Raw genomic sequence first — 14,452 nt, forward strand, 5'->3', positions numbered from 1 at the left:
CCGCGGTCCCGCGGCCTCGGGCTACCGCCCAGGATAGGCCCGGCTGCGCCCCGTCAGGCCGCCCTGGGAGAGCATGTGACTCCCGTCACATGGAACTGTCGTCTCAGACGTCTCTTCGGGAGGATGCCGCCGTGACCACCGACGCCAGCACCGACCTGCCCGCCGAGCTGTTCACCACGATCGACCACGTCGGCATCGCCGTGCCCGACCTGCGCGAGGCGATCGCCTTCTACGAGCTCGCCTTCGGCGTCACCTCGGTCCACGAGGAGGTCAACGAGGAGCAGGGCGTCCACGAGGCGATGCTCGCCGTCGGTGGCGGCGAGACGCGGATCCAGCTGCTGGCGCCGTTGACCCCCGACTCGACCATCGCGAAGTTCATCGGCCGCTCCGGCCCCGGCCTGCAGCAGCTGGCCTTCCGGGTGGACGACGTCGACGCGGTGAGCGCGACGCTGCGCGAGCGTGGCCTGCGGCTGCTCTACGACGTCCCGAAGCGCGGAACGGCCGGCAGCCGGGTCAACTTCGTGCACCCCAAGGACACCGGCGGCGTCCTCGTCGAACTCGTCGAGCCGGCCGCGGGCGGCCACTGACCCGCTCGACCGGGGAGCTGCCGCCGTAGCTACTCCCCGGTAACGTCTCGCGCCATCGCACTGCCGCCACTCCCCCGCCCGCGCCGCCCCCGACCGCAGCCGACGAAGACCCGGGAGACGCACGTGATCGAGATCAGGGACGCCATCCTCGCCGACGCCACCGACGCCCTGGCCGGGCTGCCGGTGCCGGAGTCCTACCGGGCCGTGCTGGTCCGCAAGGACGAGCAGGGGATGTTCGAGGGCCTGCCCACCCGGGAGAAGGACCCGCGCAAGTCGCTGCACGTGGAGGAGGTGCCGACCCCGGAGCTGGGACCGGGCGAGGCGATCGTGGCGGTGATGGCCTCGTCGGTGAACTACAACACCGTCTGGACGTCGATCTTCGAGCCGGTCTCCACCTTCGGGTTCCTGGAGCGCTACGGCCGGCTGCACGACCTGGCCAAGCGGCACGACCTGCCCTACCACGTGGTCGGGTCGGACCTGGCCGGCGTCGTCCTGCGGGTCGGCCCGGGCGTGCACAAGTGGGCTCCCGGCGACGAGGTGGTCGCCCACTGCCTGTCGGTGGAGCTGGAGGACCCGGCCGGCCACGACGACACGATGCTCGACCCGCAGCAGCGGATCTGGGGCTTCGAGACCAACTTCGGCGGCCTGGCCGAGCTCGCGCTGGTCAAGAGCAACCAGCTGATGCCCAAGCCGGCCCACCTCACCTGGGAGGAGGCCGCCGCCCCCGGGCTGGTCAACTCCACCGCCTACCGGCAGCTGGTCTCCCACAACGGCGCGGCGATGAAGCAGGGCGACGTCGTCCTCATCTGGGGTGCCTCCGGCGGGCTGGGCTCCTACGCCACCCAGATGGCGCTCAACGGCGGCGCCATCCCGGTCTGCGTCGTCTCCAGCCCGGAGAAGGCCGAGATCGTGCACTCCATGGGCGCCGAGCTGGTCATCGACCGCACCGCCGAGGGCTACCGCTTCTGGAAGGACGAGGACACCCAGGACCCGAGGGAGTGGCAGCGGTTCGGCAAGCGGATCCGCGAGCTGACCGGCGGCGACGACCCCGACATCGTCTTCGAGCACCCCGGCCGGGAGACCTTCGGCGCGAGCGTCTACGTCGCCAAGAAGGGCGGCACGATCGTCACCTGCGCCTCGACCAGCGGTTTCCTGCACCAGTACGACAACCGCTACCTGTGGATGAACCTCAAGCGGGTCATCGGCTCGCACTTCGCCAACTACCGCGAGGCGTGGGAGGCCAACCGGCTCATCGACCGCGGGCTGGTCCACCCGACGCTGTCGAAGGTCTACCCGATGGCCGAGGTCGGCCAGGCCGCCTGCGACGTCCACCGCAACGCCCACCAGGGCAAGGTCGGCGTCCTCACCCTCGCCCCCGAGGAGGGCCTCGGCGTCCGCGACCCCGAGAAGCGGGAGCGGCACCTGAACGCGATCAACCGCTTCCGCGGCGTGTAGGAGGACCATCCTCCTCCCCACGCGCCCCAGCAGGATGGCCGCTCCAGGACCTCACCAGGCTCGGGGCGGTGCCCGGGACCGGGCCGCGCGGGGCACGTAGCGCGTTCCCCGGGAGGGCTGGCACCCTGCAGGGAGGCGCTGCCCCATCGGCCGCCTCCGGTCCCCCGACTCTGCGAGGATGAATGCATGGACGATCCCCGCCGCGACCTGCTGCCCATGCGTGAGGCCCAGCACTCGTTCGACGTGGTGCTGCGGGGCTACGACCGGCACCAAGTGGCCGAGACCATCGAGCGCCTCGAGGCCGACATCCGGGTGGCGCTCGCCGACCGCGACGCCGCAATGAACCGGTCGTCCGACCTCGCCGGCCAGCTCTCGGCCCTGCACGGGGAGATCGACGCCCTGCGGCGCAAGGCGGCCTCGTCCGGCCCGCCCACGTTCGAGAACATGAGCGAGCGCATCCAGCACATGCTGCGGCTGGCCGAGGAGGAGGCCGCCGACATCCGGCGGGCCGCCGAGCAGGAAGCGCAGGCGGTGCGGGAGCAGACCGCCGCCGAGGAACGGGCCATGCACGAGCGGCACGCCGCCGGCCAGGCCGAGGTCGAGCGCATGATCGCTGAGGCTCGTCACAACGCCGAGCAGATCGCCACCAAGGCCCAGATCCGCGCCGACGAGCTGGTCAGCAAGGCCCAGGAGAAGGTGGCCCGGCTCGACGCCGAGTCGCAGGCGCGGCGCACCAAGGTCGAGGAGGACTTCGAGATCGCGCAGCGGGCGCGCCGGCAGGAGGCCGCGCGGATCGACGAGGAGCGCGACCGCACCTCCGCCGAGGCCGCCCGCCAGCGCATCGCCGCGGCCGAGAAGCACGCCGCCCAGGTGGTCGGCGAGGCGGAGGCGTCCGCGGCGTCGATCCGTGCGGTGCGCGACGAGCTCGCCGGCCGGCTCGTCGAGGCCCGCCGGGTGCTGGAGAAGCTGCCCGACCTCAGCGACCGCAGGTCCGAGGCCCCGGCCGGCCAGCGGCCCCCGGTGCCCGGGCAGGACCGGCCGCAGCCGGGTCCGCGCCAGCCGCAGGCCCAGCCCGGCGCGGCGCAGGCGCAGGGCCAGCCCCAGCCGCAGGGCCAGCCCCAGCCGCAGGCCCAGCCCGGTCCGGGGCAGGGGCAGCGCAGCGCCGCTCCCGAGCCGGTGGGCCCGACGACGACGCAGCAGCCCGCCGTCGGTCCGCTGACCGGCCACCAGCCCGCCGTCCGGCCCACCACCGCCCCGCAGCCGGCGGTCCGCCCGGGCGACTCCCCGCGCGGGGGCAGCGGTGAGGCGGCCGCGGCCCGCCAGCCGACCCGTCCCCCGGCCCCGCAGCCGGCGGCCCCGTCGGGGCCCGGTCAGCAGGGTCCAGCGCCCGAGCAGGCAACCGGGCAGCCCGGTGCCGCGTCGCCGTCCCCGCAGCAGACCCAGGTGATCCCGCCGGTCCCCTCCGGCAGCACCGCCGCGGGCACTCCCCGGACGGACCCGCCCACGCTGGTGCAGCCCGCGGTCAAGCCCGACGACGCGGACACCGGCAGCCAGCCGGTCACCCCCGGCCACCGCTGAGCGGCACGGGGTCCGGTCCTCCGCCGCCCCGGCGGTCGAGGACCCGCGGGTGGCCCGCGGTGCTCCGGCCGTTCCGCGCGCTGGCGGTCGCGCTGCTCACCGTGGGCGCCCTGCTCACCGCCGGGGTCACGCCCGGCGCGGCGGCGGACACCGGACTGCTGCGGGTGGCGCACCTGTCGCCGGACACCCCCGCGGTCGACCTCGCCGTCGACCCGCTCGGCCGGCCGGGCACGGGCACCACCGCGCGCGGCATCGGCTACGGCGACGTCTCCGACCACCAGGAACTGCCCGCGGGGACCTACACGGTCAGCGTCCGCACCGCCGGCGGCGACCCGGCCCGCCCGCCGGTGCTGTCCACCACGGTCGAGGTGCCCGCCGGGGGCGCCCGCACGGTGGCCGCGATGGGCGGCTTCGCCGACCTGAGGCTCGCCGTCCTCGACGCCGACCTCTCGACCCCGCCCGCCGGATCGGCCCGCGTCCGCGTGGTCGACGCCGCCGCGACCGCCCCGTCGGTCGACGTGACCACCGCCGACGGCAGCGCCCTGGCCACCGGGCTGACCTCCGGTACCGCGGGCCCTCCTGCCACCGTGCCCGGCGGTCCCGCGAGCCTGCAGGTCACCGTGGGCAGCACGACGACCGACGTGCCGGCCGACCTCGCCGCGGGCTCGGTCTACACGGTGCTGGTCCTCGACCGCCCGGACGGCGGGCTGGAGGTGCGGACGGTCCTCGACGCCGCCGGCGCCGCCGTGGTCCCCACCGGAGGCGTGGAGACCGGCGCGGGCGGGGCGGCGGGGCCCGCGCCCGCTGCGGTGGTGCTCGCGGCGGGTGCCGTCCTCGGGGCGGTCGCGCTGCTGTGGCCACGGGCGCGGCGCCGGTGAGCGGCCGCTGGCCGGCGCTGTCCGTCGTCCACCGGGTGCTGGCCGCCACGGCGCTCGTCGCCGGCGCGGTCGCGCTGCTCTCGCCCGCCGAGCCGGCCCCGGCCGCCTCTGCCCCGGTCGTCGCCGCGGCCACCGCGGCCGACCCCGCCGCCGCGCCGGTGCGCCTGCGCATCCCGGCGATCGGCGTGGGCACCACCCTCGTGCACCTCGGCGTCGACGCCGACGGCGCCCTCGTGCCGCCGGCGGAGTTCGACCGGGCCGGGTGGTTCCCCGGCGGGCCGGCTCCCGGGGACGTCGGCCCGGCCGTGCTGGCCGGGCACGTGGACTCGCGCACCGGGCCGGCGGTCTTCTGGCGGCTGCGCGACCTGGGCCCCGGCGACGAGGTGGCGGTCGACCGCGCCGACGGGACGGCGGTGCGCTTCACGGTCACCGGGGTGACCCGATGGCCCAAGGCGGAGTTCCCGACCGAGGCCGTCTACGGGCCCACGCCGCGGGCCGAGTTGCGGCTGCTCACCTGCGGCGGGGACTTCGACCGCACCCGGCGCAGCTACACCGACAACGTCGTGGTCACGGCGGTGGTGACGTGAGGCCCCGTCCAGGGCACCGCCCTGAGCGTGCGAAGGGTGGGGAGGACGGGGTCTTTCCGCTGCAGGGTCCCGCGCCGAGCCTGCGAGGCGTGGGGGAAGGGGTCCTCTCAACGCCGCCGGCCGCGCGCCCGCCAGCAGGCGGTGTGCCAGTGCCGGCGCCAGTCGGCCGCCGACTCGGTGTCCCAGGGGTCGAGGTCGGAGTCGCGGGCGTAGGCCGGCCAGGTCACCAGGTGTGGCGTCCCCGGGCGGATCTCCTGGTCGCAGCCCGGGCAGCGGTAGGTCTTGCCGGTCGCCGAGCCGGTCAGGGAGCGCACCACCCAGTCGCCGTCCCCCGCCTCCTCCACCGGGTCCGACCGGCGGAGGAGGTCCCGGCCGGGCGGCCGCGACCCCCTCCGTCCGCTCCTGCGCGGCACCGGGCTCAGCGCGCGACGTGGTCGCGGAACCCGCGGCCGGTCTTGCGGCCGAGGTACCCGGCGGTGACCAGGTGCTCGAGCAGCGGCGCCGGGGCGAAGCCGGGCTCGCGGAACTCGACGTAGAGCTCCCGCTCGATGGCCAGGGCGACGTCGAGCCCGACCACGTCGAGCAGTTCGAACGGACCCATCGGGTAGCCGCAGCCGACCTTCATCGCCGCGTCGATGTCGTCGGCGGTCGCGTAGTGCGCCTCGAGCATCTTCACCGCGTCGTTGAGGTACGGGAACAGCAGGGCGTTGACGATGAACCCGGCCCGGTCCGTGCAGGACACCGGGTGCTTGCCCAGCGCCACCGAGACGGCGTGGGCGGTGGCGGCGACGTCGGGCGCGGTCGCGATCGTGGAGACGACCTCCACCAGCTTCATGACCGGGGCCGGGTTGAAGAAGTGCAGGCCGACGACGTCGGCCGGGCGGCCGCTGGCCCGCGCGCACTCGATCACCGGCAGGCTCGAGGTGGTCGTGGCCAGCACGGCACCGGGCTTGCAGATCTCGCCCAGGTTGGCGAACAGCGCCTGCTTGACGCCGAGGTGCTCGACGACCGCCTCGACGACCAGGTCGACGTCGGCGAGGTCGTCGAGCGAGGCGCTGCCGGTGACCCGCGCCAGCGCCTCGTCGCGGGCGGCCTCCTCCAGCCGGCCGCGGACCACCTGCTTGTCCAGCGACCGGCCCAGCGCGGCCTGCACCGCCTCGACCTTGTCGAGGGTGCGCGCGACGAAGACGACCTCGTAGCCGGCCTTGGCGACGACCTCGACGATGCCGGTCGCCATCGTGCCCGAGCCGACGACGCCGACCCGGCGCACCGGTCGGGCACCTTCGGCGGCCCCGCCCTCGGCCGGTGTGAGGTCGTCGGGGACGACCTGGGCGGAGTCCCGGTCGGCGTAGGTGTAGAAGCCGCGACCGACCTTCCGGCCCAGCAGGCCCGCGATCATCATCTGCTTGATGATCGGGCTGGGTGCGTGCAGCCGGTTGCGCGACTGCTTGTACATCGTGTCGAGGATCTCGTAGGCGGTGTCGATGCCGATGAGGTCCATCAGCGCCAGCGGGCCCATCGGCAGGCCGCAGCCCAGCCGCATGGCCGCGTCGATGTCCTCGCGGCTGGCGTAGCGGTTCTCGTACATCGACACCGCGTGGTTGAGGTAGCCGAACAGCAGCGCGTTGGCGATGAACCCGGCCTTGTCGCCGATGGTCACGTCGACCTTGCCCAGCCGCGCGGCGAGGGCCTCGACGTCCTCGATCACCGAGGGCTCGGTGACGACGGTGCGCACCACCTCGACCAGCTTCATGACCGGCGCCGGGTTGAAGAAGTGCATCCCGACGACCTTGCTCGGCCGGCCGGTCGCCACGGAGATCTCGGTGACCGACAGGCTCGAGGTGTTGGTCGCGAGGATGGTGTCCGGCGGGCAGATCTTGTCCAGCGCGGCGAAGATCTCGCGCTTGAGCTCCATCCGCTCGGGCACGGCCTCGACCACGAGCTCGGCCTGGGAGAGGTCCTCGAGCGAGGTGGTGAACCGGATCCGCTCGAGGATCGCGTCGCGCTCGGCCTCGTCGAGCTTGTCGCGCTGCACCGCGCGCCCGGTGGAGTGCGCCAGGTGCTCGCGCCCGCGGGCCACCGCCGCGTCGTCGACGTCCACCGCGGTCACCGCCAGGCCCGCCCGGGCCAGCACCTCGGCGATGCCGGCGCCCATCGTGCCCAGCCCCACGACGCCGACCTCGTTCAGCTCCCTGGCCACGCTGCCATCTCCCTCGAGATCCGGTGCCCCGGGCACCGTCGTCCGGAATCGGGGCGAGTCTCCCACCCGGGCGGGCCCTCCGGGACGGCGGCCTACCGACCGGTAACCGTCAGAAGAGGCGCTCGGACGGGTCGTCGGTGCCCTTGAGGACGGCGTAGTCGACGGTCAGGCAGTCGATGCCGCGGTCCCCGGCGAGCACCCGCGCCTGCGGCTTGATCTCCTGCGCGGCGAACACCCCGCGGACCGGCGCCAGCAGCGGGTCGCGGTTGAGCAGCTCCAGGTAGCGGGTCAGCTGCTCCACGCCGTCGATCTCCCCGCGCCGCTTGACCTCCACCGCGACAGTGGCGCCCGAGGCGTCCCGGCAGAGGAGGTCCACCGGGCCGATGGCGGTCGGGTACTCGCGCCGGACCAGCGACCAGCCCGTCCCGAAGGTCTCGACGTGCAGGGCCAGCAGCCGCTGCAGCTCGGCCTCCACGCCGTCCTTCTGCAGCCCGGGGTCGACCCCCAGCTCGTGCGACGAGTCGTGCTCGACCGACTCGATGGTGATGATCAGCTGCTCGCCGGCCTTGTTGGTGATCGTCCAGGTGCCCGCCCCGTCGGTAAGCTCGTCCTTGAACGTGCACGGCGGGGTCATCCAGTTGAGCGGCTTGTAGGCGCGGTCGTCGGCGTGCACGGACACCGAACCGTCCGCCTTCACCAGCAACAGGCGCGGGGCCATCGGCAGGTGGGCGGTCAACCGCCCGATGTAGTCGACCGAGCAGCGGGCGATGACCAGGCGCACGGGGTCCGACGGTACCGAACCGCTAACGACCGGTCCGGGACGGCGGGACGGGGCGTCCGCCGGGTACATCCTGGCGCGGTGACGAGAGCCCTGGGTCCCGCCGTCGTCCTGGTCCTGCTCCTGCTGTCCGCCTGCGCCCAGCGCGCCGGCGACGCGGGCGCCGCGCCGACGTCGCCGGCCGAGGGTCCGGGCCGGCTGGTGCTGGAGGTCGAGCTCGTCGGCGGCTTCGTGACGCCGGAGATGCTGGCCGGCCGCCTGCCGCTGGTCAGCGTCTACTCCGACGGCCGGGTGATCGCCCAGGGGCCGCAGATCGCCATCTATCCCGCCCCGGCCCTGCCGAACCTGCTCGTGTGGCAGCTGGACGAGGCCGGCGTCCAGACGGTCGTCGACCGGGCCGTGGCCGCCGGGGTGACCGGGACCGGCGACCTCGGCAGCCCGCCGGTCGCCGACGCCCCCGCGACCCGGTTCACCCTCGTCACCGAGGAGGGCACCTTCGTGCGCGAGGTGCAGGCGCTGTTCGAGCTGCCCGACGACGGCGGCCTCACCCCCGAGCAGCGGACCACCCGCGGCGAGCTGATGGGGCTGGTCGAGGTGCTCACCTCGCCGGAGGGCCCGTTCGGCGCCGCGGGGCCGGAGTCCTACCGGCCGGACGCGGTCGGCGCCGTGGTCACCGCGTACACCCCCACCCCCGAGCCGGAGCTGGTGCAGCCGGAGGTGGCCTGGCCGGGGCCGGCGCTGCCCGGCGAGCCGCTGGAGGAGCGGCTGGGCCTGTTCTGCGTGGTCGCGCGCGGAGCGGAGGCCGCGGCCGTCCTCGAGGCGGCCGCCGGCGCCAACGCCCTGACGCCGTGGACCGCGGAGGACGGCGGCCGCTGGGCACTCACCCTGCGACCGCTGCTCCCGCACGAGACCGGCTGCGCCGACCTGCGGCAGCAGTAGGACGACGACGGCCCGGCCCGCTCACGAGGAGCGGACCGGGCCGTCGGCGTCTGCCGGATCAGACGGCGGCGGGCTCGCGCGGGTCGGCGTCGACACCCTGCCGCTCGTCGACGCGGGCCAGCGGGTCCACCGTCGACGTCGACCGGTACCGCTCGACGTCGAGGATGCCCTCGCGCTTGGCGACGATCGTCGGGACCAGCGCCTGGCCGGCGACGTTCACCGCGGTGCGGCCCATGTCGAGGATCGGGTCGACGGCCAGGAGCAGGCCGACCCCGGCCAGCGGCAGGCCCAGCGTGGAGAGGGTCAGCGTCAGCATGACCACCGCGCCGGTGACCCCGGCGGTGGCGGCCGAGCCGACGACCGAGACCAGCGCGATGAGCAGGTAGTCGGTGAGCGACAGGTCCACGCCGAAGAACTGGGCCACGAAGATCGCCGCCAGCGCGGGGTAGATCGCCGCGCAGCCGTCCATCTTCGTCGTCGCGCCCAGCGGGACGGCGAAGGAGGCGTAGGACCGCGGGACGCCGAGGTTCTGCTCGGTCACCCGCTCGGTCACCGGCAGCGTGCCGATCGACGAGCGCGACACGAACGCCAGCTGGATCGCGGGCCAGGCACCGGCGAAGTACCGCAGCGGCGAGAGGCCGTGCAGCCGCAGCAGCACCGGGTAGACGACGAACAGCACGAGCGCGAGGCCGATGTAGACCGAGCCGGCGAAGACACCCAGCGAGCCCAGGGACTCCCAGCCGTAGGTGGCCACCGCGTTGCCGATCAGGCCGACGGTGCCGATCGGGGCGAGCAGGATGACCCACCACAGCACCTTCTGCACGATCGCGAGGGCCGAGCGGGTCAGCGCGAGGAACGGCTCGGCCGCCGCTCCGACCTTGAGCGCCGCGATGCCGATGGCGGCCGCGATGACGATCAGCTGGAGGACGTTGAACGACAGCCCGACCGTTCCGTCGTCGTGCGGCGAGGCCTGCAGGCCGAGGACGTTGCCCGGCACGATGCCGTTGAGGAAGTCCCACCACGAGCCGGCGGTGCCGGGGTCGGTCTGCGCCGAGGCGTCGACCGAGCTGTTGCGGCCGGGCTCGGTGAGCAGGCCGAGGCCGATGCCGATGGAGACGGCCATCAGGGCGGTGACGGCGAACCACAGCAGGGTCTGGCCGGCCAGCCGGGCGGCGTTGGAGACCTGCTTGAGGTTGGCGATGCTGACGATCACCGCGGTGACGATCAGCGGCGGGACGAGGACCTTGAGCAGCGTCACGAAGGTGCTGCCGACGGTCTGGAGGGTGCTGGTCAGCCAGTTCGGGGTGCCGTCGGCGACGGGACCCAGGTCGCGGGCGACGAACCCGAGGGCGACGCCGACCACGAGGCCGAGGAGGACCTGCGCCGCGAAGGGGACGCGGCGGAGACGAGCGAGCACGAGAGGGTGCCTTCCGGGCAGTTCAGGGAGGGGACGACGGGGTGCGGGCGTGCGCACTCAGCCGTCGGCCGTCACCCGCCCGAAGTCGAGCGCGCGCCGCCGGGTCAGTCCCCACACGTTGCGCACGCAGGGATCAAGGCCCGCCGGCCGACCGCCCATCCCGGGTGTGGCCACTCTCACGCCCTAGTCGGGCCAGACCGGCCGGCGCTTCTCCAGGAAGGAGCTCATGCCCTCGACGGCGCCGGGCAGCTGGCTGGCCGAGGCCATCACCTCGACGGCGGTCCCGTAGGCGTCCCGCTCGGGGCGGTCGAGCTGGGCGTACATCGTCTGCTTGCCCCAGGCCTTGCTCGCCCGTGAGCCGCGGGTCGCGCGCGCCATCAGGTCGGCCACGGCCGCGTCGAGCTCCGCGTCCGGGACCACCCGGTTGACCAGGCCCCAGTCCAGCGCGGTGGCGGCGTCGATGACGTCCCCGGTGAGCGCCAGCTCCATCGCCCGCTTGCGGCCCACGTTGCGGGCGATCGCCACCATCGGCGTGTGGCAGAACCAGCCGCCCTTGCCGCCCGGGGCGGCGAAGCCGGCCGACTCCGCGGCGACGGCGAGGTCGCAGGAGGCGACCAGCTGGCAGCCGGCCGCGGTGGCCAGCGCGTGCACCCGCGCGAGCACCACCTGCGGCACCGCCTGGATGGTCTGCATCAGCTCGGTGCACAGCTGCAGCAGGCTGCGCACCTCGGTCACCGGCCGGCCCACGACGTCGGCGAAGTCGTGGCCGGCGCTGAACACCGGCCCCTCGGCGGCGAGCACGATGCCGGCCGCGTCGCTCTCCCCCACCTCGGTCACGGCGGCGAGCAGCTGGCCGAGGTGCTCCCGGGAGAGGGCGTTGCGCCGGGCCGGCCGGCACATCGTGATGGTGACGACGTCCCCGTCGCGCACGACCCGGGGCGCACCCTCTGCAGTCATGGCCCGACGCTAGCCGACCTCGGCGTCCGGGACCCGGCTCGAGAGCCGCCCGCGGCCGCCCTCCTTGGCGCCGTACATCGCCAGGTCGGCCTGCTGCAGGACGACCTCGAACGGCGTGCCCGGCTCGGCCATGGCCAGCCCGATGCTCGCCGAGACCCGCACGCTGCGCCGTCCGACAACGACCTCGTCCACGAGCGCCGCGACCAGCCGCCTGCCCACCGTCTCGGCCGTCGCGCGGTCCAGGCCGGGCAGGACGGCGGCGAACTCGTCCCCGCCCAGGCGGCCCACGACCGCGTCCGGCACGTCCTCCAGGTGCGCTCGCAGGCGGTCGGCGAGCCGCACCAGGAGCTGGTCGCCCACGGCGTGACCGCCCCGGTCGTTGACCTCCTTGAAGCGGTCGACGTCGACGAACAGGACCGCACCGCCACAGGTGAGCGCCGCCCGGCCGGCGTCGAGGAGGTGGGCGCGGTTGGCCAGGCCGGTCAGCGGGTCCTGCCGCGCCACGCGGGTCAGCGCCCGGCGCCAGCCGTCGGCGTCGGTCGCCACCGTGGTCAGCCGGTCGACGGTCTCGGTCAGGGCCCGCTGCTGGTCGGCGTCGGCGTCCGGCGAGAGCTCACGGACGGCGGCGGAGAGCAGGTCGAGGACGTCCTCCAGCGGTGCCCCGGTGGCCACCGCCTCGAGCACCCGGCCCTGCGCGGCGAGCAGGCGGGCGTCCCAGCGGTGCGCCGCGACCTGGCGCCGCAGCGAGAGGACGCTGCGCACGAGGCGGACCTGGATCTCGAGGGTGTCCAGGTCGTCGCCGCGGAAGGTGCGGACGTCGTCGTCGAAGACGCCCAGCGAGCCGAGGACGAAGCCGTCCTCGTCGATGAGGGGGACCCCGAGGTAGGAGCGGATCGCGCCGGCGGCCACCGCGGGGTTGTCGGCGAAGACCGGGTGGGCGAGCGCGTCGGACACCTCCAGCGGTTCGCGCGCCGCCACCACGTAGGCGCAGAACGACAGCTCGTCGGGGACGTGCGAGAACGGTGCGCCGACGCCGATCTCGGCGGGGAAGCACTGCAGGTCGGGACCGACCAGGTTGATCACCGCGATGGGCGCGTCCAGGGCGCGGGCCATGTAGGCCACGACGGCGTCGAGGTCCGCGTCGCCGGCGTGCCCGCCGAGCCGGTAACTGGCCAGCGCGGCGAGCCGATCGGGGTCGGCGACGGCGGGGCGAGGGCTCTGCACGCGCGGCACCGTAGCGGGTGTCGGTGACCAAGTGTGCCCGCAGCGGTACGCGCGGTCTCGGAACTTCGGCGGGAACCGGCGGAGGGCATGATCACCGCATGGATCCCGTGCGGTTCGGACTGGTGGGGTACGGCTTCGGCGGCCGGTACTTCCACGCGCCCCTGCTGGCCGCCGCCGCGGAGTGCGACTTCCTCGGCGTGGTGACGACATCCCCCGAGCGGCGGGCCCAGGTGGCCGCCGAGCACCCCGGCCTGCGGACGTTCGCGTCGCTGGAGGAGCTGGCCGGGGCCGGCGCGGAGGCGGTCGCGATCTCGACACCGGCCGACACGCACACCCCGCTGACCGAGCAGGCGCTGGGGCTGGACCTCGCCGTGGTGTGCGACAAGCCGTTCGCGCTGGACGCCGCGGCCGCCCGGCGCGCGGTCGACCTCGCCGCGGCGAGACGGCTCCCGCTCGCGCCGTACCAGAACCGCCGCTGGGACTCCGACTTCCTCACCGTCCGGGAGCTGGTCGCCGAGGGGCGGCTGGGCACGGTGACCCGCTTCGAGTCGCGGTTCGAGCGGTTCGACCCCGAGCCCGGCCCGCCCGCGGCCGGCGGCGGCACGCTGCTGGACTTCGGCGCCCACCTGGTCGACCAGGCACTGGTGCTGCTCGGGCCGGTCACCTCCGTCTACGCCGAGTGGCGGCTGCGCGACACCGGCCTGGACGACGACGTCTTCGTCGCCCTGACCCACGCCGGCGACGCCCGCTCCCACCTGTGGGGGAGCTGGAGCCAGGGCGCGCCCGGCGACCGGTTCCGGGTCGCCGGCACCGAGGGGGCCTACACCGTCGGCGGCCCGATGGACGGGCAGGAGGCGCTGCTCCTGGCCGGGGAGACCCCGGCGACCCTCAGGGAGCGCTGGGGCGCCGAGCCGGAGGAGCGGTGGGGGCGGCTCCGCCGCGGGGACGGCGGCGAGACCGTGCCGACCCACCGCGGGCGCTGGGACACCTTCTACCCGACCTTCGCCGCCGCCGTCCGCGGGCGGGGGCCGGCGCCGGTCGACCCGCAGGACGCCGTCGCCACCGCCGCCGTGCTCGACGCCGCCCGGCGCAGCGCGACCGAGGGCCGGGTCGTCCCGCTGGGCTGACGCGACGTGCCGCCGCAGCAGGTCCTCCCGCCGGGCGCCGTCCGGCCGGTCCTGCTGCGGCAGGCCTGGCGGGACGTGGCGTTCCTGCACTGGCCGCTGGACCCCGCCTGCGCCGCGCCGCTCCTGCCGCCGGGCACCCGGCCGGACGTGCGAGCCGGCACGACCCACGTCGGCGTGGTCGCCCTGCGCATCGCGCGGACCGCGCTCCCGACCGGCCCGGCGCTGCCCTGGGCGGGCTCGTTCGACGAGGTCAACGTGCGGCTCTACGCGGTCGACGAGCGCGGCCGCCGCGGCGTCGTGTTCCGGCGGATGGACGCCGGGCGGCTGCCGGCGGTGCTGACCGCGCGGGCGCTGCCCCGCCTGCCGTACGTCTGGTCCCGCACCCGCGTGCGGCGGGACGGCGACCGGTACGCGGTGACCGTCGGCCGGCGCCTGTGGATGGCCCTGCGCATCGGCGCCCCGGTGGAGCCCGACCCGCTGGAGGCCTTCCTGACCGCCCGCTGGGGCCTGCACACCCGGGTCGCGGGCCGCCTCGTGTACCTGCCGGTCGTCCACGGGCCGTGGCCGCTGCGGTCGGCGGAGGTCAGCACGCTCATCGGGGACCCGCTGGCCGCGGCCGGGCTGCCGCCCGTGCCCGGCCCCCCGGTCAGCGTGCTGTTCTCCCCCGGCGTGGACGACGTCCGCATCGGGCTGCCGACCGTCTAGCGGAGGAGGGGCGCGCCTTC

14 protein-coding genes are annotated in these 14,452 nt (G+C 75.2%); 8 read left to right on the forward strand and 6 right to left on the reverse strand.

Going from position 1 to position 14,452, the window contains the following annotated elements; all coding sequences use genetic code 11:
* Positions 1-131: 131 nt before the first annotated feature.
* The 5 genes from mce to ACI782_RS15345 all read left to right on the forward strand — a co-directional run bounded on the left by mce (position 132) and on the right by ACI782_RS15345 (position 5,085).
* Positions 132-587, forward strand: a complete 456-nt coding sequence (gene mce, locus ACI782_RS15325) for a methylmalonyl-CoA epimerase (RefSeq protein WP_456910650.1) — start codon at positions 132-134, stop codon at positions 585-587.
* Between the two features lie 123 nt (positions 588-710).
* Complete coding sequence (gene ccrA / locus ACI782_RS15330) at positions 711-2,042, forward strand: crotonyl-CoA carboxylase/reductase (protein WP_456910652.1); 1,332 nt, start codon at positions 711-713, stop codon at positions 2,040-2,042.
* 186 nt (positions 2,043-2,228) lie between these two features.
* Positions 2,229-3,620 carry a hypothetical protein gene (locus tag ACI782_RS15335; protein ID WP_456910654.1) on the forward strand — a complete coding sequence of 464 codons (1,392 nt, stop codon included), beginning with the start codon at positions 2,229-2,231 and terminating at the stop codon, positions 3,618-3,620.
* A 59-nt stretch (positions 3,621-3,679) separates the two neighbouring features.
* Positions 3,680-4,498 (forward strand): DUF4397 domain-containing protein, encoded by an 819-nt coding sequence (locus ACI782_RS15340; RefSeq protein WP_456910656.1) that lies wholly within the window; start codon positions 3,680-3,682, stop codon positions 4,496-4,498.
* Positions 4,474-5,085: a class F sortase gene (locus ACI782_RS15345; RefSeq protein ID WP_456910658.1), complete on the forward strand. Its 612-nt coding sequence runs from the start codon at positions 4,474-4,476 to the stop codon at positions 5,083-5,085. Before ACI782_RS15340 ends, ACI782_RS15345 begins: the two co-directional genes overlap by 25 nt.
* A gap of 107 nt (positions 5,086-5,192) precedes the next feature.
* Here the strand turns inward: ACI782_RS15345 and ACI782_RS15350 are convergent, their stop codons facing one another.
* The 3 genes from ACI782_RS15350 to nucS all read right to left on the reverse strand — a co-directional run bounded on the left by ACI782_RS15350 (position 5,193) and on the right by nucS (position 8,066).
* Positions 5,193-5,429, reverse strand: a complete 237-nt coding sequence (locus ACI782_RS15350) for a hypothetical protein (RefSeq protein WP_456910659.1) — start codon at positions 5,427-5,429, stop codon at positions 5,193-5,195.
* 74 nt (positions 5,430-5,503) lie between these two features.
* Entirely contained in the window at positions 5,504-7,285 is a 1,782-nt protein-coding gene (locus ACI782_RS15355) for a 3-hydroxyacyl-CoA dehydrogenase family protein (RefSeq protein ID WP_456910661.1), read from the reverse strand.
* Between the two features lie 109 nt (positions 7,286-7,394).
* Positions 7,395-8,066: an endonuclease NucS gene (nucS, locus tag ACI782_RS15360; protein WP_456910663.1), complete on the reverse strand. Its 672-nt coding sequence runs from the start codon at positions 8,064-8,066 to the stop codon at positions 7,395-7,397.
* 78 nt (positions 8,067-8,144) lie between these two features.
* Here nucS and ACI782_RS15365 point away from each other — a divergent pair, with 78 nt between their 5' ends.
* The gene (locus tag ACI782_RS15365) at positions 8,145-9,002 is read left to right on the forward strand and encodes a hypothetical protein (protein ID WP_456910665.1); all 858 of its coding nucleotides are present in this window, start codon (positions 8,145-8,147) and stop codon (positions 9,000-9,002) included.
* A gap of 58 nt (positions 9,003-9,060) precedes the next feature.
* On the opposite strand, the gene ACI782_RS15370 is transcribed toward ACI782_RS15365, so the two are convergent.
* The 3 genes from ACI782_RS15370 to ACI782_RS15380 form a co-directional block, all read right to left on the reverse strand.
* On the reverse strand, positions 9,061-10,419 hold the full coding sequence (locus ACI782_RS15370; RefSeq protein WP_456910667.1) for a dicarboxylate/amino acid:cation symporter: 1,359 nt from the start codon (positions 10,417-10,419) through the stop codon (positions 9,061-9,063).
* A 183-nt stretch (positions 10,420-10,602) separates the two neighbouring features.
* Complete coding sequence (locus ACI782_RS15375; RefSeq protein ID WP_456910668.1) at positions 10,603-11,376, reverse strand: enoyl-CoA hydratase-related protein; 774 nt, start codon at positions 11,374-11,376, stop codon at positions 10,603-10,605.
* A gap of 9 nt (positions 11,377-11,385) precedes the next feature.
* The gene (locus tag ACI782_RS15380; RefSeq protein WP_456910670.1) at positions 11,386-12,600 is read right to left on the reverse strand and encodes a diguanylate cyclase domain-containing protein; all 1,215 of its coding nucleotides are present in this window, start codon (positions 12,598-12,600) and stop codon (positions 11,386-11,388) included.
* A 98-nt stretch (positions 12,601-12,698) separates the two neighbouring features.
* Here ACI782_RS15380 and ACI782_RS15385 point away from each other — a divergent pair, with 98 nt between their 5' ends.
* Positions 12,699-13,727 (forward strand): Gfo/Idh/MocA family protein, encoded by a 1,029-nt coding sequence (locus ACI782_RS15385; protein ID WP_456910672.1) that lies wholly within the window; start codon positions 12,699-12,701, stop codon positions 13,725-13,727.
* Positions 13,728-13,733: 6 nt separating this feature from the next.
* Positions 13,734-14,432, forward strand: coding sequence for a YqjF family protein (locus ACI782_RS15390; RefSeq protein ID WP_456910674.1), 699 nt, complete (start codon positions 13,734-13,736; stop codon positions 14,430-14,432).
* Positions 14,433-14,452: the final 20 nt, after the last annotated feature.

The sequence above is a fragment of the Geodermatophilus sp. SYSU D00703 genome (assembly GCF_054050155.1).